This window comes from Flammeovirga sp. SJP92, assembly GCF_001583495.1.
Lineage (GTDB): Bacteria > Bacteroidota > Bacteroidia > Cytophagales > Flammeovirgaceae > Flammeovirga.
On record NZ_LQAQ01000092.1, the window covers coordinates 23,237 to 44,621 of the forward strand.

The following is a 21,385-nucleotide window of genomic DNA, read 5'->3' on the forward strand; positions in this document are numbered from 1 at the left end:
GCGTTTTTACAAACAAATCTTCTTTTCTGACCGGTTTTATCAAATAGGAAGTACCCTTGTCTTTCTATTTATCATCTCCTATTTTGTTCCTATTCTTTTTGGTGCAATTGGGATCATAACTTTGGTGTTTATTCTTTTAACTGTTTTGGATATAGTTCTACTTTTTATGATAAAAAAAGAACTATATGCTGAAAGAAAAACTCCCGAAAGGCTTTCAAACGGTGAGGAAAATAGAATTTCACTTCACGTGGTCAACAAAGGAACTCAATCCCTGGACATTGAACTTATTGACGAAGCTCCTATTGCTTTTCAATTGAGGGATCTTAATTTTCAATTCAAGTTGAAGCCCAATCAAGATCAAAATGTTTCTTATGTAATTACCCCTAAAGAAAGAGGTGAATATCATTTTGGAGATTTGATCATTTTTGCGAAATCCAAACTTGGATTTATTAGAAGAAAAATAAAGCAGGATTGTGCTATACAATCGGTAAAAGTATACCCTTCCTTCAATAAACTTAAAAAATACGAATTGATGGCCCTGAATACAGGACACATTGAAGGTGGTATTAAAAAGATCCGAAAAGTTGGCCAGCAAAAGGAATTTGATCAAATCAAAGAGTATGTGGAAGGTGATGATTTTAGAACCATCAACTGGATGGCCACCGCACGTTCTCAACAATTGATGGTCAATCATTATCAAGATGAAAAGGCTCAACAGGTTTACGCTGTTTTAGATATGAGTAGGAATATGAAATTACCTTTTAATGGTATGACTTTATTGGACTACTCCATCAATGCAAGTTTGGTGTTGCTTCATATTGCTCAGGTAAAACAAGACTTGATTGGTATTTCAGCTTTCGATTATGAAAACAACAGCTTTCTAAAAGCAAGCAGAAATTCAGGACAAATGAAAAATGTCTTGGAAAAGCTTTACAATTTGAAGCCTAGCTTTTTAGAAAGTGATTTCGCTAATATTACAACCTTGCTCCGCAGGCAGATCAAACATAGAAGTCTTCTACTCTTTTTCACGAATATTACGCATAAAGAGAGTTTGAAAAGAAAACTTCCCTACATGAAAAGGTTAATTAAGAAACACCTTTTAGTAGTAGTACTTTTTGAAGATTCTGAAATTAAGGAAGCTTTAAAAAATGAAAGCCAAAATATGGAAGATATTTATATTAAAGCGTTGAGAGAAGAAAGTATTTTAGAGCGAAAATATATCGCTAAAGATTTACAACAAAATGGCATTCATACCATTCTAACTACACCAGAAAAACTCAACGTAGATACTATCAATAAATATCTTGAGCTGAAAGCGAGAGGGTTATTGTAAAACAAAAAATGAGAGGATTGAGTTGTTACTTGATCCTTTTTTAATACCATTACCATTATATTGGAAATCATTGTTCTCCATAAAAGATTTAAAGTTTCATTAATTCTTTCATCACACCTGTTCTTAATTGATAATCAAAAGCGGTAACACATGCATCAATTTTTCCAAAAACAGACTTCAGGTGATTTACAACCTCATTTAAACCTCTATAATAAGAGAGATATTTATCCGCGTTCACTTCCATTTCTTTAGCCCATTCCAATATATCTTCTGATTCTTCATAAATCTCCAATGCAAATAACACAAGGAAAAAATCAACTAAACGGTTTTCGTTTGTAAAATCATGGTATTCATCACTTATCAGAATTTTACAAGAGAATTGATTGAGTTGAAAATTGACATAAATAAGATCCGCTCTTATTTGTTGTTGAAATGAGATTGTAATTGGATATGATTCAAATTGATCTTTAAGTTGATGAAGTGCGTCATATTCCATTATTCCCCTTCATTTGAATTAATGGTTTCTAATTGCTTTCGATCTTTTTCCATCATTAACCGATCTGAATTAAAAATCATCACCCATTTCCCTTCAATATTCATCATATCAATGTAGGTTGTGATACCTGAAGACCTATCCAAATCCCCTCCATTTTCATCAATATGCAATATCCTTTTCAGATTAAAAATGATTTCTTTATCCTCAATTTTCACATCAGTAATACTATAAAAATAACTACCATGATCTTCAATGTACAAAAGAGGGTAATTACTACTATGAAGGTGTTCTAGGTTCATGTCGTTCGCAAATGGAATCACGAAGGCTTCATATCCCAAATTGGCCAAATCATTTACAAAAGTACCATTATCTTGCTTTCGAACAGGCTCGAAAATATTATCCCTTTTATCATAGCTCGTAGTCATGATATTCATATCATCTAATATTTGATCCAGTAAATGAGATTTCAATGATTTATCAATTGGACTGTAATATTTTTGAAACAAGAACTGATGAATTTCCAAAGAAGAATCCTCTTCCATTTCCACTCCATTCCGTTTATTAAAACGTTCAGTCTCCGAAATAGAATATTCCAAGTTTCCTTCCTCATTAAACTTCATATAATCATGCTGTATCTTCTGAAAAGGTATCATTCCATCTTCGTCAGGTGCTCCCTTCATTCCATAAACTTCATAAGAAACCACCACGCCATTTTGTTCTCCATAATCAATGGAAACATCATAAGGTTTAAAAGTGCTTGTAGGAACATTACCATATTGATGCAATACGGAAATGGAAGAAGTTTGAATTATATTTAATTCGTATTTCCCTTCTTTTCCCGGAGCAAGAGTATAATAATTTGTTGTATCATCTTTTGTACAAATGATAAAAATTCCTTCCCTCCCTTCAAGTTCTGAAAGCTCAAAGATATAATCAATCTTATCAAGAGCTTCACCAAAGTGATGATTCCAAATAGCATAGATATTTTCCTCCCATGTATATCTAGGATTTAATTCAATTGCAAGGATAGGAAAAGTAACCTTAGGTGTTTTCTTTTTTTCATCAACAATAATTTCTTCAGTGATCACTTCAATGGACTTAGTTTCTTTGTTTGATTTATCATTACATGAAATCAGTAATATATAAACAAGTAGAAATAGTATCTTTTTCATGATGAAGTGAGGATTAACGGGCGAAATTAGAACTTTAGTTAAGTTAATAAGAATAAGATAAACATTCAATCATGTGTAAGGTAGTGCATAAAAAAAGGGCCTCCATTTAATGAAGAACCCGTTCTTACCTGATTGGGAATATAAGCCTCCTAATTGATTAAGAGGCTTAGATCTTTATTAATCTTTTGTAGCATTTGGATCCACTTTTTCCATTCTAAGTGTTTTCCAATTTGAATTGCCATGATGCATCACCTCCTGAAACTCTTTAAATATTTCATCCAGTAATTTATTGTTTTTACGCTCATTCTCATCCATCATTTTCATTTTGAGTTGAATGGCACGCAATTGATTTCTGGATTCACCATAATTAATCCAAAGTTGCTTATGATTATAGAAGCCATCCCAAGCGGCTAATACTGCCGTCAATCCACTTAATAAAAGGGTGATGATTTTTATATGCAATTTATAAGCTTCAGGTACATCATTGGATATGGCCACTAAAATAGTGATCAATGCAGACGCAATCGCAATTCCTAAATATATTCTAAAAGACTTTAATTTATTTTCTTGACTACGGTAAGAAGCTCTATCCGCAATGGCAGAAATTTCATCAAATAGAACATCATATTTTGATTTTGTAGTACTCATAGTTTAGTTCAAGTATGAAAAATTGAAGTTTTAAATTCATAAAACATCAATTTACATAAATGAATTAATAATAGCACCTCAAAATAGTATTCATTGATTAATTCTTGTTCTCCAACTCTTCTTCAGTCGTGGCATAATATTTCTTTTCTTCAGCATAAGGAGAATTGCCACCTGCAAAATAAGCCTTAATTTCTTGAACAGGAATAGTATCTTTTAACGATTCTGCGGCATGGAAAATATGATTGCCATGGAAGTCATGACACTGCAGACAAGTATTCCATCTTTTCTGGCCAATCAACTCTTTATGAGAAACTTCTAATGGATCATTTTTCATCTCAGTATCTTCATGACAAGACTGACAGTAGCCAATGTTAGTTTGAGTGATACGAACGCCGTTATGTTCCTGATGGCAGGATTCACATTCAGTCACTCCTAAATCTTTTCTTGCTTGTGCAAAACGAGGCTCTTCAAAACGGTGCAATGGATGCCTGTCATTTGCTCTATCATGACAATCAAGACACTTTTTATTATCTACATTCTGTGCTCCAAAATCAGCTTCAGTTCTTCTCAAACCCACTGCATGCATTACATTTGCTTGTGCCTGCTGAAATACATTACCCTTAGCAGGTGTGTGGCAAGTTTCACATTTAAGATTTTCATGCCCTGTATTCAGAGGCCCTTTTGAAAGATAATCATCATTTTGTGGAAGAGAAAGCGTAACATAGGTAATGGCGGAGATAAAAACTCCTGTACACATACCAATAAACTGACGTTTTCTTTTTCTGCTTATTTTAAACATTTGTATTGATGCTTTAAAGTTTTTTTTGGGAGAGAATCAAATGCTACAAGGTTCACTATTGCTAACTCCCATAACGCATATTGCAAAACCGTTAATGTAGCATTGATTCATAAGATCTTTTTCATTGGTTGGTTTACTTTCCAAGCATAGTGGCCTTGATATGATTATGCATATTCAATCACTACATTGTTTGTCACAGGATTGCAGATACATGGAAGTATATACCCCTCGTCTACTTCTTTCGGTGTTAATACATGTCCTTTTCGCATGAACACTTCACCAGAAGTCACCTTGGCTTTACAACTGCCACATATACCATCCATACATACATAAGGAAGCTTAATTTTCTCATCAAGTGCGGCTTCCAATATATTGTTTTTAGCAGGAACCGTAAATTGGTATGATTTATCTTTATGTTTGATTTTAATTTCTCTGTTTTCCAAAAATGCACCTTGTTGCTGTATTTCTTGTGCTGATGGCGGTGGAGCAGAGAAACGTTCAATATGAATATATTTTTCTGGAACCAAACAATGTTTCAATCCTTCTTCTGCCTCAATCATCATCCCGGAAGGTCCACAAATAAAGTACTCCGTTTGTTCAACAGGCCATTTAGGTACTTTTTCCAAATATTCTGGAACTTGGCTTCTCTGAACTCTTCCTTTATAGCAATCACTAAAATCTCCAGGTTTCTCCAAAATATGAATGAGATTCAGGCGTTCTGGAAACTCGCTTTTGAGTTTAGCCAATGGCTCATTGAAGATGATTGATTCGATATCTCTGTTTCCATAAAATAAGGAAACAATACTCTTTGGTTCTTTGTATAGGGTTGATTTCAAAATTGAAAATAACGGTGTAATTCCACTTCCTGCACCAAACAAGATGATATGCCTCTCCTTATTGGAATCAGGTTGCATTGTGAATTCACCCATTGGGTAAAGTACCTTTATCTTATCCCCTTTTTTTACAGTATCAAAAAGGAAATTAGACACTTTACCATCTTTAACTCTTTTCACAGTCACACTGATTGTTTGATCTACTTTCGGTGCACTGTTCAAAGAGTAACAACGTCTAAGCACTTTATCGTCTACATTGACCAATAGTGTAAGAAATTGTCCTGGTGTATATTTTATTTTTTTGAAAAAAGGCTGTTTGAAATGTATACTGATTGCATCACTTGTTTCTTTGACAACATCAGTTACTTTAAGCGTTTTAATTTTTTCCATGGGAGTTGATTTTAAGGATTATTCGTAGAAGAAAACAACCCAAATGTGATAGAATGTAAGAGAAGTGATAAACACCGATAGAGAAACATGCACGATCATCCAACCTTGAAAAAAGAGCTGTGATTTACTTCTGATCACATCAAAGTTGAACATGCCCATAATGAAATTACTGAAGAAAGTAATACTCAATACCAATAAATAGGCAAATCCCAATTCCATAGAGTGCACATAAAAAATCAATGGAGTGAAGGCTCCCAGCCAATTGTGTATTTTATGAAATACAATAGACTTGTCTTCCCATTTTGGGACACTTCTCACAAGGCTTAGGGTCCATTGAAAAAGAATCACAAGCAAGACCCCTAAACCTGACCACCTCCTATACATTTGATCCTCCTGAAGCTCATAAAGTGCTTCCCATCTCAATTCAAAAACATCTTGAATAACAAATAATGCAAATAGAAAAGAGCCTATATAAATAAATTTTAATTTATGCATAACTGAATTATTTAAATGTAATAGACTCCCCTCAAAAGATGAAAAGTAGAAATAAATAGATATACGTATTTAGTCAAGAATTATGAGTTCTAGAGGGGAGTCATCACAACAACAGGTAATTAATTAGCAGCAAATGCTATAATTTCAGAATACCGTTTAATGTTTCTTCAGAAGTCAATAATCCTACGCTATCCAAGAAGATATTTGGACTTGGTAATTGATAGCCTCCTGATGGCCATTCTTCGCCTACTACTGGAATATCGCTTTCTTTAAATGTTTTTGTCTTGTCAATATATTTTTGGAAAGTATTTGCAGCTCCGTTTCTGTAAGCCATGATGATACCTTCTAATTCTTCAAAACTCACTGAATCTTCAGGGTACGTCCAAGTTGTAGCACCTTGAATATCACCTAATACCCAATCTGATTTTGTTGTTTCAGGATGTTGATTATGACAGCTTACACATGCTCCAGCAGACGCAAAATCAGGGAACATAGCTGTATACAATTTATTTTCAGCATCATAGAAGAATTTAGGTTTTTCATCCTTTCTCATTTCAGCAAAAAGCTCAGCTTGTTTTCCTTTGAACTTATTAGATTTTCTAATTGGGAAATCAGAACCTAAGAATAAACCTAATGGTACCTCTCCTTTTTTACGGATGTCACCAGCGATTCCCCTTAAGAATAAAGCTGGAAGTGGTCCTGCTTCAATGTGATCTTTTTCCCAATCCTCATCAAATTTTAATCCTTTTTTCTTACCAGCACCTACAATTGCTTTTGTATATAATGTTCTTGCAACATCATTTTCCTTTGATACAATTGTAAAAGCTTCTTCTATTGAATATTTTTTATTAGATACTGTAGCAGTTGACTCTTCAGGAAGTGGTTGACAGTTATAAAATCCTACTGTGGTTAATAATAGTAGAACATAACTCTGAAGTCGGTTTAATTTGCAGAAAGTTTTCATGAATCTATTCTTTTAGTGTTTAAATGTTTGTTTTTTGTTTCTTGGGAGTTGTTGTAGGGAGTAATAGTGGCAAAGGAGCCATGGCGAATGAACCCCTTTGCGTTGGAACTATATTACTCAAGAAAAGAGATTTTCTAATCAAAAAAGAAGGCTATTCAACTGTCTCGACAGTTGCTGCAGCTTCTTTCATTGTTGTAGCCAATACTACGTATACTGTTGTCCATGCCTCTTTCACCTCATCATTCCAATTATCTCCAAGGCCTGTTTCCAAAGTATACAATAAAGCTGCGGCCACAGTATCATAATGTGAGTCTTCAACATTATAACCAACATGTCTTTTACCAAGATCCTGAACAACAGGAACTAAAGCACCAAGATCATTAAGTCCATTTACAGCAGCAGCCAACATTGCCATCAGCTTCTTTCCTTGTTCAGACATATCTGAAGTAAACAAGGCTTTTAATGAAGGATCTAATTCGAATAGTTTAGCGTAGAAGATTTCCGCTGCTTTGTCGGAGATTGGTGCCACCATTGCAAATGTACTTTGCACTAACTCAATTTGTCTAGCGGAAACTGGTCCTTCTTCTTTTTTTGTTTTTTTTCCGAAAAGTGATTTGAAAAAACCCATAGTAATTAAATTTTTGAAGTGTGAATACTAGGCTCTTCAAGCATAAAGAGTGCCTTGAGTGCCTCATTTAAAGTAGCAACATTACCTTGCTTACAAGCTTCTTTGAGTTGTAGTGTTGGGAGTTGTACAATTTTTTGAATCATCCTATTCGAAACTCTTTCTATGGCTTCCAATTCGGATGAATTAAACTCTTTCTTAAAAGTAGCTAACGAATCTTTTCTTACTTCTTCTAATGCATTTTTTAATAGTAATACAGTAGGTGTAAAATAGGTTTCTTTCAACCAGCTATTGAACTTGATTAATTCTTCATGAAAAATTTTGTTCACTTTAGACAATTCTGATTTCCTCAATTTGATGGTTTCATCCAGTTGCAACCCTAGATCATCAATATTCAATACTTTAGTACCTATTTTATTGAATTCTGGCGACACTGTTCTTGGTGAACATAAGTCGATGATTAATTGAGGAGAGGTAGTGGTTATAGAAGGTTTATATACAATTTTCTCATGATGAGCTGAAGTAATGACAACATCAAACTCTGACAGTTTATTCATATGCTGTTCATAGTCTACAACTTCAAAACCAAACAATTCTTTGAGCTGAAGTGCTCTATTAACAGATCTATTAGTAATAGAAACGTTTTTAATTTCTTTTTTATGTAAGTATTGACAAACATCTCTACCCATTTCTCCTAAACCGATAATCAATATCTTAGTATCAGTCTTATACTTACAAAATTCATCCGTAACCTTCACAGCGGCATAACCATTTGAGCTTATGCCTTTTTTAAATGAAGTCTCGTTAGTAATTCTTTTATGAAAATGAAAGAAGGTGTGCATCAAGCGGTGAAGAAAAGCCTGACACATATTTTCATCTGTTGCATTCTGATAAGCGTTCTTGAGCTGTCCGTATATTTGCAAATCGCCAAGTAAAAGGGAATTCACGCCTATCCCAGTAGAAAATAAATGCTCTACGGCATTATCACCTTCTTTATCTTCAATATATTGAGTGTATTGATCCGAAGGGATGAGACATTTCAAAGCACAAAGTAACTTTAGAATATCTTTTGTTTGTGATAATTTAGAGACATAATATACTTCAACCCTATTACAAGTTGACAACACAATGGCTTCCTCTATTGACAACACTTCTTTTAATTTTTGCAAGAAATGCTTTACCTCTAAATTATTTAAAGAAAATTTTTCCCGTACCGATACAGTTGCTTTATAATGCGATATGGAAAATAGCTTTAAATCATTTGTCATGTTAATTCAAGTGTTATGAGAGTTGTTTTCATAGTAGTGCGTTAGCTTGCTATGCATTACAAATGTAGAGGGTATAAAAAAGGCAAACTATGTCATATTTCATTGTTGATCTAGTTTTTTAAGAGGTAAAAAACTGTTTTTCAGCAGGAGAAATTACGCAACATTATTAAGTAATACTACTTACTTAAAAATTAAATTATTACGTACATTACTTATTTAAAAGTTTAATATTCAAAAGTTTACGTATAAAAACAGAGCTTGAAACAATTTCAAAACACTAACTACTTAAAATACAACTAAGTAAACAAAAATCTTATAGAAAGTCGGTTATTTGAGAACGGTTAATGGAAGTTTTTAATTGAAAATCACCTAAGATAAAGCACATTTAATTAAGGCAATAACCAGAATAGAAAAGTTATCATAATAAAATCAACAGCTTCAGAGTGCCTTTAAATTTAATGTCTCTTTCTTGTTTAAATCGACATTGAATCCCTCAACAGTTTCTTCTTTAAAGTTTATTTTTTGGAATGAAAAAGGAGCATCCAAGAAACTAGTTGTATAGGTTCTAAAGGTATCTAGATCTACAAAATAATATTTAAACATTCCATTGATACTTGAATGATGAGAGAACAGGGTAAAACCTTTAACATCGGAAACATATTTAAAGTTATGATCAAATTCTATTTCCTCACTATGTTTTACTTCTCCATTTACAATAATAAACATTGCTTGGCCTTCATCTTCATAGTTGCAATCTGGCACTTTAACTAACATAATTTTTGAAAATCCATCCACTTTATAATTATAATCTATGCATTCTTCATTAACACATTGAAGCCATTCATCTATCATGTAATTTGATAAAATATTTTTCAAATTATTATTTTCCTGAGCACTCAAATATGGGGGCATTAATATGTAAAAAAAGGCTAATAAGCTAATTCTCAAATATGCAGTATAGTTCATTATTAGAAATAAATTAATTGTAAAAATTGAAGTGTGTAACTGATAATATAATAAAGAAAATATATCCCATTATCATATTCATTAGTAAAAATGAACCTACAATTTAAGTTTTTACCAATCCTTTATTATCCATCATAGATGTAACCTATAAAAATATGAATTAGTATATTTGAATTTTTATCATCACAATCTATCACTAAACAAAATGAGCAACAAAGCATCCAAAGAAGATATAGAAAAAACATTCGGACATCGACTAAGAGTGAGAGTCTGTGGTGTATTGGCAGAAAATGATAAAATATTGATGGCTGTACATCATGGTATTGGTAAAAGAGGTATTTTCTGGGCTCCTCCTGGCGGTGGTTTAGATTACGGCGAATCTGTGGAAGAGGCTTTGAAAAGAGAGTTCCTGGAAGAAACAGGTCTTGAGGTTGAAATTGATGAATTTATGTTTACGCATGAGTTTTTTGATCTTCCTTTACATGGCATTGAACTTTTTTTTATGGTGAAAAGAGTTAAAGGTGAATTGGTGACAGGAATTGATCCTGAAATGGCAGAAGACAAACAAACAATTGATAATATGGTCTTTACTTCTTTTGAAGAACTAAAAGAAAAACATGTAGATGAAAAGCATCATTTGTTCCGTCATTGTAATTCTTTAGAAGAACTCATCAAAATGCGAGGTTTTTATACAAATTTGAAAGAAAATTCATAGATTTACAGGTTAGAATCGAAGGGGTAAATTTCCCTGTAATGAATTCTAGAAATAGAAAATGGCAAAAGTAAGCATATTACAAAGTCAATTACTTGACATTACGATAAGTAGACTGAGTCAACAGTTGATTGAGAATCATGGAGACTTCTCTAACACTGTGATTATTGGTCTTCAGCAAGGCGGAATCATTCTTTCTGAAAGAATTAAGAAACGTATTTTAGAACTGGCAAAGGTTGAAGTTCCTTTGGGTCAGTTGGATATTACTTTTCACCGCGATGACTTCAGAAGAGGTCAAAGTATCCTCACTCCTAGCAAAACCGATATTCCTTTTCTTGTAGAAGATATGAACGTTATTCTTATCGATGACGTAGTCTTTACAGGAAGATCTATCCGTTCGGCTTTAGATGCGATGATGGCATTTGGTCGTCCTAGAAAAGTGGAGCTACTTTGTTTAGTAGATAGAAAATATAGCCGTGATTTACCAATTGAACCTACCTACGTTGGTAAGGTGGTCAATTCAATTCAATCACAATACATTCAAGCAGAATGGAAAGAAGAAGGTCATCAGGAAGATAACCTTTGGCTTATTAATCAATAATTTTACAACGGCGTTCGTTAGAATGACCGTTTTTTTATATACATCAATTTCTTGCAGATATTCATATAATGTTAAGTCAGAAACATCTACTTGGAATAAAAGATCTCACTAGAGAAGACTTAGAACTGATCTTTCAAACCGCCGATCAATTTAAAGAGGTGATTAATCGCCCCATCAAAAAAGTCCCTTCTCTTAGAGATATTACTATCGCCAATGTTTTCTTTGAAAACTCTACCCGTACAAAATTATCTTTTGAGCTGGCTGAAAAAAGACTATCAGCAGATGTGATTAACTTCTCTTCGAGTGGTAGCTCAGTAAAAAAAGGGGAAACACTTCTTGATACAGTCAACAACATTTTATCTATGAAAGTAGATATGATTGTGATGCGTCACTCAAGCCCTGGTGCTCCTCACTTCCTGGCTAAGCATATTGATGCTACGATCTTGAACGCAGGTGATGGAACTCATGAACACCCTACTCAAGCGATCTTAGATACTTACTCTATTCGTGAGAAATTGGGTACTGTGGAAGGTAAGAAAGTAGTGATTGTGGGTGATATCCTTCACTCACGTGTGGCATTATCCAATATTTTCGCTTTACAAAAGCTTGGTGCTGAAGTAATGGTTTGCGGACCTCATACTTTAATTCCAAAATACATCAGAGATCTTGGCGTTATCGTTGAGCATGATTTGATGAAAGCCTTGAAATGGTGTGATGTAGCCAATATGCTTCGTATCCAAATGGAGAGACAATTGGTAAAGAACTTCCCATCGGTAAGAGAATACTCTCAGAACTTTGGTTTGACAAAAGAGATTTTAGAATCACTGGATAAAGAAATCGTAGTAATGCACCCAGGTCCAATCAACAGAGGTGTGGAGATCACTTCTGATGTGGCGGATGCTGAAAATGCAATCATCCTTGATCAAGTGGAGAACGGCGTAGCTACTCGTATGGCGGCGTTGTACTTATTGGCAGGGAAGAAAGATGTGTAGTCTTATCTAAATAAAAATATAGATGGCAGTTATCATGAATTTGGTGACTGCCTTTTTTATGCTTTGGGGTATCATGAATAAAGTCTTATGTAAGTGAAAAGTACTTCAAATAACACTCAAATATTGTCTTAGTTTTAGCAATAAAAAAAGTCGCTCCTAGATTTTACTCCAAGAGCGACTCTTATATTTTAGTCAAAGATTGATTACCCTTTCAAAAGGTCCACAATCTCATCTGCTGAAAGCATATTTTGCTCACCAGTACTCATGTTTTTCAAAGAGTATTTGTTTTGAGCCATTTCGTCTTCCCAAGCTAAAACTACATACTGAATACCTTTTTTGTTGGCAAAGTTCATTTGCTTTTTCATTTTGGCATTATCAGGATATAATTCAGCAGAGATTCCTGCATTACGCAATTTTTGTAATAATGGTAATGAATAATCTCTTCCTTGGTCATCAAAATTCGTCAACATTACTTTTGTTGTCTCAACAGCTGATGACGGATATAAATCCAACTCTTCTAATACGTCATAGATTCTATCTACACCAAAAGAGAAACCAACGCCAGACATTCCATCTAAACCGAATACGCCAGTTAGGTTGTCATAACGACCACCACCACTGATAGAACCCATATTGGCATTGTTTACCTTCACTTCGAAGATAGCACCTGTATAGTAAGAAAGACCACGAGCAAGTGTTACATCAAATTCTACCTTTTCAGTAGGAACACCCATTTTAGTTGTGTAGTTGAATACTTCTTCCAACTCTGCTAAACCTTTCAATCCCACTTCTGAAGAAGCTAAGAACGTTTTCATCTTTTCGATACGCTCTGCAGTTGAACCGCTCATTTCATAGATTGGCGTCAATTGATCTACTGCTTCTTGCGTAAAACCTCTTTGTTCTACTAACTCAAGGTTTACTTTCTCCACACCGATCTTGTCCAATTTATCAATCGCAACGCAAAGTTCTGACTCTTTACCGTTTTCACCGATGGCTTCAGCAATACCTGTCAAGACTTTTCTGTTGTTCAATTTGATCGTGTGATCCGTGATTTGAAGATTCGTCAACGCCTCACCCATCATTGCTAGGATTTCAGCTTCACATAATAATGAATCTGTTCCTACCACATCGGCATCACATTGATAGAATTCTCTATAACGTCCTCTTTGAGGTCTGTCTGCTCTCCAAACAGGTTGTACTTGATATCTTTTAAATGGAAAGCTTAATGTACCTCGGTTCATCACAACGTATCTTGCGAAAGGTACAGTAAGGTCATATCTTAAACCTTTATTAGAGATTTTTGGAAGCATATGCTTTGCTCCTTTTTCAAGGTCTTCTGCATTTACATCTTCCAAGTAGTCACCAGTATTCACAACTTTAAATAAAAGCTGATCCCCTTCATCACCATACTTACCTGTCAATACTGAAAGGTTTTCCATAGTTGGTGTCTCCAGGTTTTGAAAACCATATTTCTTGTAAACGTCTTTAATTGTTTCCAAAATATAAGTTCTCTTGGCCATTTGCTCGGGCCCAAAATCTCTAGTACCCTTAGGTACGCTAGGTTTCTGCTTTGCCATTTATATAATTATATAGTATTTCTTTTCTTTTAAGAATGCGCAATTACATCATTTTTGAAGGAAAATGAAAATAGAATTACAATGATGACATTTATTTAGAGGGAAGTTTATTGAAACTTAGATAAATCATCCGAACTAACATTAATTTGAAAATCTTTTCTACAGTTTTTTTAAAGTGAAGATTTTCAACTCCCTATTGAATGTCAATCTTATTTTTATTCTCCACCCACCTAATTTCTTGAGGTACTTTTGAGTAATCAGGAAGATTCAAAATCCAATAATAAACCTCTTCAATAAATTCATCATCTGAAGATGTTTCTTTACTCCTCAATGAATAGTAATCTAAAATCTCTTTTCCATTATTCTTGATAAAATACATTGTAATGATTGTAGCTAAACCTGAGAAATTAATATGTAACCATGGCATTAAGTGAGATACTTTATTATATTCTGAAGATCGTTTTTCATTTGAATAGATTCTTGATATAATATCCCACCATTCCTCTTCTTCATGTTTTTTATAAAAATCAGAATAGCAACTATAAAACTCTGGAAGTCTATATTCTTCTAAACTTCTACTTCCAATCTTTCTCCACTTCTGTTTTCCTCTACTCTTCGGTTTTCTAGCTAATACAAAAGGAGGCATCAACTCAGAGAGTTGAGAAAATTCTTGATTTTTCTTAAATGGAGTATTCGATACTTCTCTGTATACATTTAATAAATGAGAGTAACCTTTTTCACCACCTAACATCTCTATCTCTTCTGGGCAGATCACTCCCACTACTAAAAAGCCCATACCTTTTTCTAAGGGCAACTCATATAAATCTTCTCTAATCATTTTTTACAATAGTTTTAGTCTATTTCTGAATGGTATAAATCTTTAGTTTGCTTATTTACAAAGACTAACAATAATAAAGATATGAAAATTCATATCCCTTTTAAAGGATGTTGAATTACGTTCTTTTTAAATACATCACGTAGCAATGCTAAGTTGCTACAGGAATCAGTATTTATAATTACCTCTACAGTTAAACACTCCTATCCCTCAACTACAATGACGCCCCTAACCTTTTCATTAAAAAATATTACAGAATATATTACTTTAATCACCTTTTGGGGTTGTTAAACGGTCATCATTTTTCACCTGACGTCCTTCTATCTTTACAGTGTAATTTCAAGGTTAATATTAAATAACACATCAACATTGTGTGACTTTTTAGACCTCTTAAAATTGAATTATTACACTTAATAGAAATAAACAATATCAGTTTTAAAAAGCAAAGACAAAATACAATATGCCATTTAAAATTTTAACTCCAGAAGAAGCGGCGTCATATGTACATCATAATACAACAGTCGCATTTAGTGGTTTCACTCCTGCAGGATCTCCTAAAGTAGTTTCTAAAGCTATTGCTGAAAAAGCAAAAAAAGAGCATGAAGCAGGTAGAGAATTTAAGATCGGAATGATCACAGGTGCTTCTACAGGTGATTCTTTAGATGGAGAATTAGCTAGAGCAAATGCTGTTAAATTCCGTACTCCATATCAATCAAATAAGGATATGAGAGGAGCCATCAACAATGGTCATGTGGAATATTTTGATATGCACTTGTCTGCATTAGCACAAGAGATGCGTTATGGTTTCTTTGGTGAAATTGACGTGGCTATTATTGAAGCAGCAGATATTACTCCTAATGGCGAGGTTGTACTTACATCAGGTGTAGGTATTTCACCAACCGCTACAAAATTAGCGAAAAAGGTTATTATTGAGTTAAACAGTAATCACCCTAAGTTTATCAAAGGTCTTCACGATATCTATCAACCATTAGATCCTCCTTACAGAAAGTCAATTCCTGTATACTCTCCTGATGCTAGAATCGGCGAGCCTGTATTAAGAATTGAGCCTTCAAAAATCATGGGTATTGTTGAAACAAATGCTCCTGATGAAGTAGGCGGTTTTGCTCCTGTTGATGAGGTAACTCAAAAAATTGGTGATAACGTAGCTAACTTCTTAGCGGGTGAATTGGCAAAAGGTACTATTCCTAAAGAATTCTTACCAATCCAATCTGGTGTGGGTAATATCGCCAACGCGGTATTAGGTTCATTGGGTAAAAACCCTGGCATCCCTCCTTTCAGAATGTATACTGAGGTCATCCAAGATGCTGTAATTGATTTAATGAAAAACGGCGATATTACATTTGCTTCTGGTTGTTCATTAACTGTTTCTCCAGAAGTTTTAAAAGACATCTACGGTGATTTCGAATTCTTCAGAGATAAATTAGTATTACGTCCTCAAGAAATTTCAAACAACCCTGAGATTGTTCGTCAGTTAGGTTTGATTACAATCAACACTGCTATTGAAGCAGATATCTTCGGTAACATCAACTCGACACACGTATTGGGTACGAAGATGATGAACGGTATTGGTGGTTCCGGTGACTTCACTCGTAACTCATTCTTATCGATCTTCACATGCCCATCAGTAGCAAAAGGTGGTAACATAAGTGCTATTGTACCAATGGTATCTCACGAAGATCACTCAGAGCACTCTGTGAAAGTAATCATCACTGAGCAAGGTGTGGCAGATTTAAGAGGTAAATCTCCTCGTCAACGTGCTGAAGCCATCATTGAGAATTGTGTTCACCCTGATTACAAGTCTACTTTAAGAGAGTACTTAGAAGTAACTTCAGGACATCCACAAACTCCTCAAGCATTAGATAGAGTATTCAACATGCACTCTGAGTTTATGACATCAGGTGATATGAGAAACACGAAATGGTAATTCATTTCATATATTTTTTAGAGTAATTTTTTTATACTCAAAAAGCCGTTTCAACTTTGGTTGGAACGGCTTTCTTTTTATAATTCTATCAAATTGATTTCTGATGGTAAAAGCGTAGCAGGTTACGCTACTACAGGGTAGAGATTTTCATTATAATTGAAAACAGATAAAATGATTTATTTTGTAACGAACAAGGTCAATAAAGATAGTCTCTTTTGTTATTTGAAAGCGTAGCGGGCTACGCTACTACAGGGATCACCTTTACTCTTCATTCTCACCTCTTACCTCCTTATCTCATTCTCTGCCTTTTGAGCATATAAGGAATAATGATTTGATCGATATCCTTTTTACTATCCACCTCTACATAATCGATCTTATATTGACCACATTTCACATTCAGATCATGATAAAGTTGCTGAATGGTCTGTTGGTATTGTTCACGTACTTGTGATGGACGAAGCTTTTCTTTTTGCCCTGATTCAACATCCACAAATACCATAGGGCGTTCGGGAAATTCTAGTTGCAATTCTGTACTATGATCGGCAACATGGAATAATAATACCTCATGATTATTATGCTTTAAGTGTTGCAAAGCGGCAAACATTTCATCCCTATTGCCCATTTGACCCATCATATCAGAAAAGATAATAACCAAAGAACGCTTATGAATGGTCTCTGCCACCTGATGCAGTACTTTGGCAATGTGTGTACCTTTCTGTGGTGGTGGTTTTTCCAGCATCTGCTGTAGTTTTACAAAAATCTGATGTAAATGCGTTCTGGTTGATTTCACTTGTGTCATTTCTTCCAAATCATCAGAGAATGTACACAAGCCTACAGCATCCCTCTGCTTCTGTAGCATATACCCCAGAGAAGCGGCGGCCATAGTGCTAAACGCCATCTTATCAAAAGTTTTATCTGGATAATACATAGAAGGAGAACGGTCCAGAACAATCATAGCTCTTAGATTAGTTTCTTCTTCATATCTCTTGGTGAAAAGCTTATCAGTACGTGCATACACTTTCCAGTCGATATGTCTTGTACTTTCTCCTGGATTATAGAGGTTATGCTCTGCAAACTCAACAGAAAAACCATGATAGGGAGATTTATGTAAACCTGTAATAAAGCCTTCCACCATTTGCTTGGCAAGAAGTTCAATATTACCGTATTGTCTTATGGTATCAAAAGAGATTTCTTGTAACATGTATAGTCTTACTTTAACTTCATGAAGTGTGTAATGTTAGCTCTCTGAACTAACTTCATTTGAATAAGAAGTCTCAACTTCTTTACATAAGTTACAAATGCTTTTTGACAAAGGCACCTTTATAACCTTTTGATTTTACTTTTTTGACACTATTTCTAGCTTCTTTCTGAGAAAAGTCTCCATAAAGCAAACGGTAAATCACTTTACTCTTATGATAACCGGATTGAATATAGATTTCAGTCAACCCCTTTTTATTAGCAGACTTCCCTGCCTCTTTTGCCTTTGCTAAGTTAGAATATGATGCCAATTGCACTGCGTAACCTTTTTTAATGTCTTTGGCCGTTCCCCAAATACTATAAGTTCCTGGAGCTCCGTAAGACTTTGAAGGTTTACTTTTTGGCGTTTTCACTGCAGTATCCGGCTTCTTCTTATTTTTATCTTTCTTGACGTCCTTTGAGGATATCGATTGACCAGAACTGCCAGAAGTTCCTTCTTTTACTTTAGTTCCCTGCCCATTAATGGCTAAGATTTCAATTTCAACCTTTGCGATACCATCTTCAATCATTCCAATTTTAGAAGCGGCTGCTTTTGAAAGATCAAGAATACGGTTCGACTTAAATGGTCCTCTGTCATTCACTCTTACAACCACCCACTTACCATTTTTCTGATTGGTTACTTTAAGATAAGTATCAAAAGGCAACTCTCTGTGTGCACACGTATAGCCGTACATATTGAAACGCTCCCCATTAGCTGTTTTTCTTCCATGGAATTTATTAGCGTAGTAAGACGACTGTCCTCTTTTTTTATCACCTACTTTAGTTTGTCCGTAAAGTGTAGTTATCGTCACTAAGCAGAATAGTAAAAGAATGATCTTCTTCAGGTTCATGATAATAATAATATGATTTAATTGTTATGGTGCTTTTTAATGAAACAGTCATCATAGCCTCCTTTCTTCAATAACTGTAATAATGCTTGAGCATTTTCTGAGGTTGGAAAACAACCGATCAACAAGCGAAAAACTTTTTGACCGTTAGACCAGCCTGTTTGCACAAAAATAGAGGAAATAAGGTAATTTGATTCAATTTTATTTCCTTCTCTAAGGATGAATTCCAAATCAGATGAAGTAGCAAACTGAATACCAACACCTTCAGTCTTCTGTTTTTCTCCCATTAAATTGTAAGTCCCCACCCCATTAAAGAGTGCTTTATCGACCTCAAGAGCATCTGGCACCTCAACTGGAACAATCACAGTCTCTCTTTTCTTTTGTTGTTTTTGACGTAAAGTTGTTGGTGTGTCCACCAAAGTAACTTCAACAGTACTCTCTGACTTTCCTATGATATCTAGTCTTTGCGCCGCCTCATAAGTCATATCAATAATTCTGGATGAAGTATAAGGTCTGTCCACCACTTTTAATAAAGCCGTTTTTCCGTTGTTGATATTTCTCACTTTAACAATACTTCCAAAAGGAAAATATTTATGAGCAACATACATGGAGTCTTTACTAAATTTTACGCCGCCTCTGGTAATAATTCCATCTCGGTCATCTGGATAGTAGGAAGCCTTCCCTAACTCTTTATAACCAATTTTGGTGATGGACTGAGAGAATGAAAAATGATTTAGAGCTAAAAAAAATACAAGGATCAAAAAAAGTTTTCTCTTCATTAAGGGTCAGTGTTTCTTAGAATCTTCATTAAAAACGAAGGTAAACTTACAATTTTTTTCTCCTTTTACTCAATTTTAGCCTGAAAGTAGAAATAATATGCATTTTTTTTCGATTTGATTTGGATAATAGAAATGTTATATAAAAATTAGGATCGTAAATAAACTAAAAGATTAGGACTGTGGAAGAGAGAAGAGAAGAAATCTTTTCAAGGAAAGTTCGTGCCGGCAAGCGTACTTACTTCTTTGATGTTAAAGCAACTCGATCGAACGACTATTACTTGACAATTACGGAAAGTAAAAAGCGTTTCAAGGATGATCAACCTGTGTTTGAAAAGCATAAAATTTTCTTATACAAGGAAGACTTTGAGAAATTTGTTGATGCTCTTGGTGAATGCGTAGACAAGGTCAAGAATGATCTTTTACCCGATGAGGACTACGAATACAAAGAAAGTTTCGATAATGACTTCAAAAGCGAGCCATTAGATAATGACTTATCTTATTAGGCCTTTGATCATTTCCAGATGAAAAAAAGACTCTTACTTATTTTCTTAAAGTAGGAGTCTTTTTTATCTTTAAAATCTAATAAACTAAGAGCAATATGAATAATTCCATTTTATTGACCTTAGATTAATAAAGCCCCATTTCTAATATTCATTTTTTTGATGTACTAAACGATTGATATGGTACCTGATAAACTCTATAATTCAATTAAATCCATTGCATCTGTTGCAAAGTACTTTCGTTCTATTACGAATTTATTTCTGTTTATCGCCATAATTCTTGTGTTAGGATGGCTTTCTGTACAGCTCAAAGATATTTTAGCGTACATCGTCATTTCAATGATTATTTCATCCATCCTGCAAACACCAACCAATTACATCGCCAACTTCCATGCTTTCGGTTATAAATTTCCGCGAACCTTAGCCGTATTCTGTTCTTTTATCATCCTATTTGGGATCATTGGTTTATTTGTCTTTCTCTTCTATCCTTTGATTAAAAGTCAGATTGAAGTATTGACCGATAAGAATACCCAAGAACTGATTATGGTGGTTGAAGGTCCTGTTTATAGTATAGAAAATTTAATTAGAGAATACATATTACAAGATGCTGAAGAAGGTTTCTTGATCAAACAATTAACAGAACGAGTTACTTCCTTGATCCAAAGTGATAGTATCAGATCTTTTGTTAATGGTTTAATTGCCCTGACAGGTAACTTTTTCGTTGGAACCATGGCAGTTTTGTTCATCACTTTCTTTTTCTTGTATGATCCAAGTTTACTGAGAAGACAACTTATCATTTTAATTCCTAATCGATATTTTGAAGTTTCAATTTCAGCAATCATTAAAACTGAAAAGCTGTTATCAAGTTATCTGTTAGGTTTATTCTTACAAATGCTAAGTATCTTCTCAATTGCCACCATCGGTTTAAAAATCGCCAATGTGGAATATGCTATCACAATTGCCGTTTTTGCTGCTGTAGCCAACCTAATTCCTTATCTTGGACCATTCATTGGTGGTACCTTTGGCGTATTGGTGGGTATACTTACCGATCCTTCTCTAACAGAAATGTCAGACTATATTTTCCTTGTCGTCAAAGTACTTTCAGTATTTGGTGTGGTACAGCTTGTCGACAATGTGGCTGTACAGCCTATCATATTCTCTCGTAGTGTAAAAATGCACCCTTTGGCTATCTTTCTTGCAGTATTCGTAGGTTCTGCATTAGGAGGCGTTGTGGGGATGATTTTCGCCATACCAACCCTTACTATTCTTAAAGTGGGATCAGAAGAATTTTGGTATGGTTATAAGCGCTATCAGATCTTTAGAGATAAAGTACCAAAGTTGAGAAAAGACTGACTTTAAATTCAGACAACA

At 34.4% G+C, this 21,385-nt stretch carries 22 protein-coding genes; 7 read left to right on the forward strand and 15 right to left on the reverse strand.

From position 1 onward, the window contains the following. The first annotated feature begins 166 nt into the window (after window positions 1-166). Window positions 167-1,333 (forward strand): DUF58 domain-containing protein, encoded by a 1,167-nt coding sequence (locus AVL50_RS20690; RefSeq protein WP_062618389.1) that lies wholly within the window; start codon window positions 167-169, stop codon window positions 1,331-1,333. Window positions 1,334-1,421: 88 nt separating this feature from the next. Here the strand turns inward: AVL50_RS20690 and AVL50_RS20695 are convergent, their stop codons facing one another. The 10 genes from AVL50_RS20695 to AVL50_RS20740 form a co-directional block, all read right to left on the reverse strand. Beyond that, window positions 1,422-1,829, reverse strand: coding sequence for a hypothetical protein (locus tag AVL50_RS20695; protein WP_062618390.1), 408 nt, complete (start codon window positions 1,827-1,829; stop codon window positions 1,422-1,424). After that, a complete protein-coding gene (locus tag AVL50_RS20700) occupies window positions 1,829-3,001 on the reverse strand; it encodes a hypothetical protein (RefSeq protein WP_062618391.1) in 1,173 nt (390 codons plus the stop codon). Before AVL50_RS20700 ends, AVL50_RS20695 begins: the two co-directional genes overlap by 1 nt. A 177-nt stretch (window positions 3,002-3,178) precedes the next feature. Continuing rightward, on the reverse strand, window positions 3,179-3,649 hold the full coding sequence (locus AVL50_RS20705; protein WP_062618392.1) for a DUF4231 domain-containing protein: 471 nt from the start codon (window positions 3,647-3,649) through the stop codon (window positions 3,179-3,181). A 97-nt stretch (window positions 3,650-3,746) separates the two neighbouring features. Further along, window positions 3,747-4,448, reverse strand: coding sequence for a cytochrome c3 family protein (locus AVL50_RS20710; RefSeq protein ID WP_062618393.1), 702 nt, complete (start codon window positions 4,446-4,448; stop codon window positions 3,747-3,749). Between the two features lie 164 nt (window positions 4,449-4,612). Then, complete coding sequence (locus AVL50_RS20715) at window positions 4,613-5,671, reverse strand: ferredoxin--NADP reductase (RefSeq protein WP_062618394.1); 1,059 nt, start codon at window positions 5,669-5,671, stop codon at window positions 4,613-4,615. 18 nt (window positions 5,672-5,689) lie between these two features. Next, a complete protein-coding gene (locus tag AVL50_RS20720) occupies window positions 5,690-6,166 on the reverse strand; it encodes a hypothetical protein (RefSeq protein ID WP_062618395.1) in 477 nt (158 codons plus the stop codon). Window positions 6,167-6,302: 136 nt separating this feature from the next. Continuing rightward, the gene (locus AVL50_RS20725) at window positions 6,303-7,130 is read right to left on the reverse strand and encodes a DUF3365 domain-containing protein (RefSeq protein WP_062618396.1); all 828 of its coding nucleotides are present in this window, start codon (window positions 7,128-7,130) and stop codon (window positions 6,303-6,305) included. 151 nt (window positions 7,131-7,281) lie between these two features. After that, window positions 7,282-7,758 carry a globin family protein gene (locus tag AVL50_RS20730; RefSeq protein ID WP_062618397.1) on the reverse strand — a complete coding sequence of 159 codons (477 nt, stop codon included), beginning with the start codon at window positions 7,756-7,758 and terminating at the stop codon, window positions 7,282-7,284. A 5-nt stretch (window positions 7,759-7,763) separates the two neighbouring features. Beyond that, window positions 7,764-9,023 (reverse strand): glutamyl-tRNA reductase, encoded by a 1,260-nt coding sequence (gene hemA / locus AVL50_RS20735; protein WP_062618398.1) that lies wholly within the window; start codon window positions 9,021-9,023, stop codon window positions 7,764-7,766. Between the two features lie 438 nt (window positions 9,024-9,461). Then, window positions 9,462-9,989: a hypothetical protein gene (locus AVL50_RS20740; protein WP_157491469.1), complete on the reverse strand. Its 528-nt coding sequence runs from the start codon at window positions 9,987-9,989 to the stop codon at window positions 9,462-9,464. A gap of 205 nt (window positions 9,990-10,194) precedes the next feature. Here AVL50_RS20740 and AVL50_RS20745 point away from each other — a divergent pair, with 205 nt between their 5' ends. From AVL50_RS20745 to AVL50_RS20755, 3 genes are all read left to right on the forward strand, one after another. Next, window positions 10,195-10,704 (forward strand): NUDIX domain-containing protein, encoded by a 510-nt coding sequence (locus tag AVL50_RS20745; RefSeq protein ID WP_062618400.1) that lies wholly within the window; start codon window positions 10,195-10,197, stop codon window positions 10,702-10,704. A gap of 58 nt (window positions 10,705-10,762) precedes the next feature. Then, entirely contained in the window at window positions 10,763-11,302 is a 540-nt protein-coding gene (gene pyrR, locus AVL50_RS20750; RefSeq protein ID WP_062618401.1) for a bifunctional pyr operon transcriptional regulator/uracil phosphoribosyltransferase PyrR, read from the forward strand. Window positions 11,303-11,370: 68 nt separating this feature from the next. Next, a complete protein-coding gene (locus AVL50_RS20755) occupies window positions 11,371-12,294 on the forward strand; it encodes an aspartate carbamoyltransferase catalytic subunit (protein ID WP_062618402.1) in 924 nt (307 codons plus the stop codon). 203 nt (window positions 12,295-12,497) lie between these two features. Here the strand turns inward: AVL50_RS20755 and hisS are convergent, their stop codons facing one another. Together hisS and AVL50_RS20765 are read right to left on the reverse strand one after the other, a co-directional pair. Further along, on the reverse strand, window positions 12,498-13,871 hold the full coding sequence (hisS, locus tag AVL50_RS20760) for a histidine--tRNA ligase (RefSeq protein ID WP_062618403.1): 1,374 nt from the start codon (window positions 13,869-13,871) through the stop codon (window positions 12,498-12,500). Between the two features lie 193 nt (window positions 13,872-14,064). Beyond that, the gene (locus AVL50_RS20765) at window positions 14,065-14,709 is read right to left on the reverse strand and encodes an Imm26 family immunity protein (RefSeq protein ID WP_062618404.1); all 645 of its coding nucleotides are present in this window, start codon (window positions 14,707-14,709) and stop codon (window positions 14,065-14,067) included. A 457-nt stretch (window positions 14,710-15,166) separates the two neighbouring features. Here AVL50_RS20765 and AVL50_RS20770 point away from each other — a divergent pair, with 457 nt between their 5' ends. Next, window positions 15,167-16,651: an acetyl-CoA hydrolase/transferase family protein gene (locus AVL50_RS20770; RefSeq protein WP_062618405.1), complete on the forward strand. Its 1,485-nt coding sequence runs from the start codon at window positions 15,167-15,169 to the stop codon at window positions 16,649-16,651. A gap of 289 nt (window positions 16,652-16,940) precedes the next feature. Here the strand turns inward: AVL50_RS20770 and AVL50_RS20775 are convergent, their stop codons facing one another. The 3 genes from AVL50_RS20775 to AVL50_RS20785 form a co-directional block, all read right to left on the reverse strand. Further along, window positions 16,941-17,852 (reverse strand): DUF58 domain-containing protein, encoded by a 912-nt coding sequence (locus AVL50_RS20775; RefSeq protein WP_044203801.1) that lies wholly within the window; start codon window positions 17,850-17,852, stop codon window positions 16,941-16,943. Window positions 17,853-17,943: 91 nt separating this feature from the next. Beyond that, window positions 17,944-18,738 (reverse strand): septal ring lytic transglycosylase RlpA family protein, encoded by a 795-nt coding sequence (locus AVL50_RS20780; RefSeq protein WP_062618406.1) that lies wholly within the window; start codon window positions 18,736-18,738, stop codon window positions 17,944-17,946. A 17-nt stretch (window positions 18,739-18,755) separates the two neighbouring features. Further along, window positions 18,756-19,514: an SPOR domain-containing protein gene (locus AVL50_RS20785; RefSeq protein WP_062618407.1), complete on the reverse strand. Its 759-nt coding sequence runs from the start codon at window positions 19,512-19,514 to the stop codon at window positions 18,756-18,758. 179 nt (window positions 19,515-19,693) lie between these two features. Here AVL50_RS20785 and AVL50_RS20790 point away from each other — a divergent pair, with 179 nt between their 5' ends. Both AVL50_RS20790 and AVL50_RS20795 read left to right on the forward strand, forming a co-directional pair. After that, on the forward strand, window positions 19,694-20,017 hold the full coding sequence (locus tag AVL50_RS20790) for a DUF3276 family protein (protein ID WP_062618408.1): 324 nt from the start codon (window positions 19,694-19,696) through the stop codon (window positions 20,015-20,017). A 177-nt stretch (window positions 20,018-20,194) separates the two neighbouring features. Further along, complete coding sequence (locus tag AVL50_RS20795) at window positions 20,195-21,367, forward strand: AI-2E family transporter (RefSeq protein WP_062618409.1); 1,173 nt, start codon at window positions 20,195-20,197, stop codon at window positions 21,365-21,367. The last annotated feature ends 18 nt before the right edge of the window (window positions 21,368-21,385 follow it).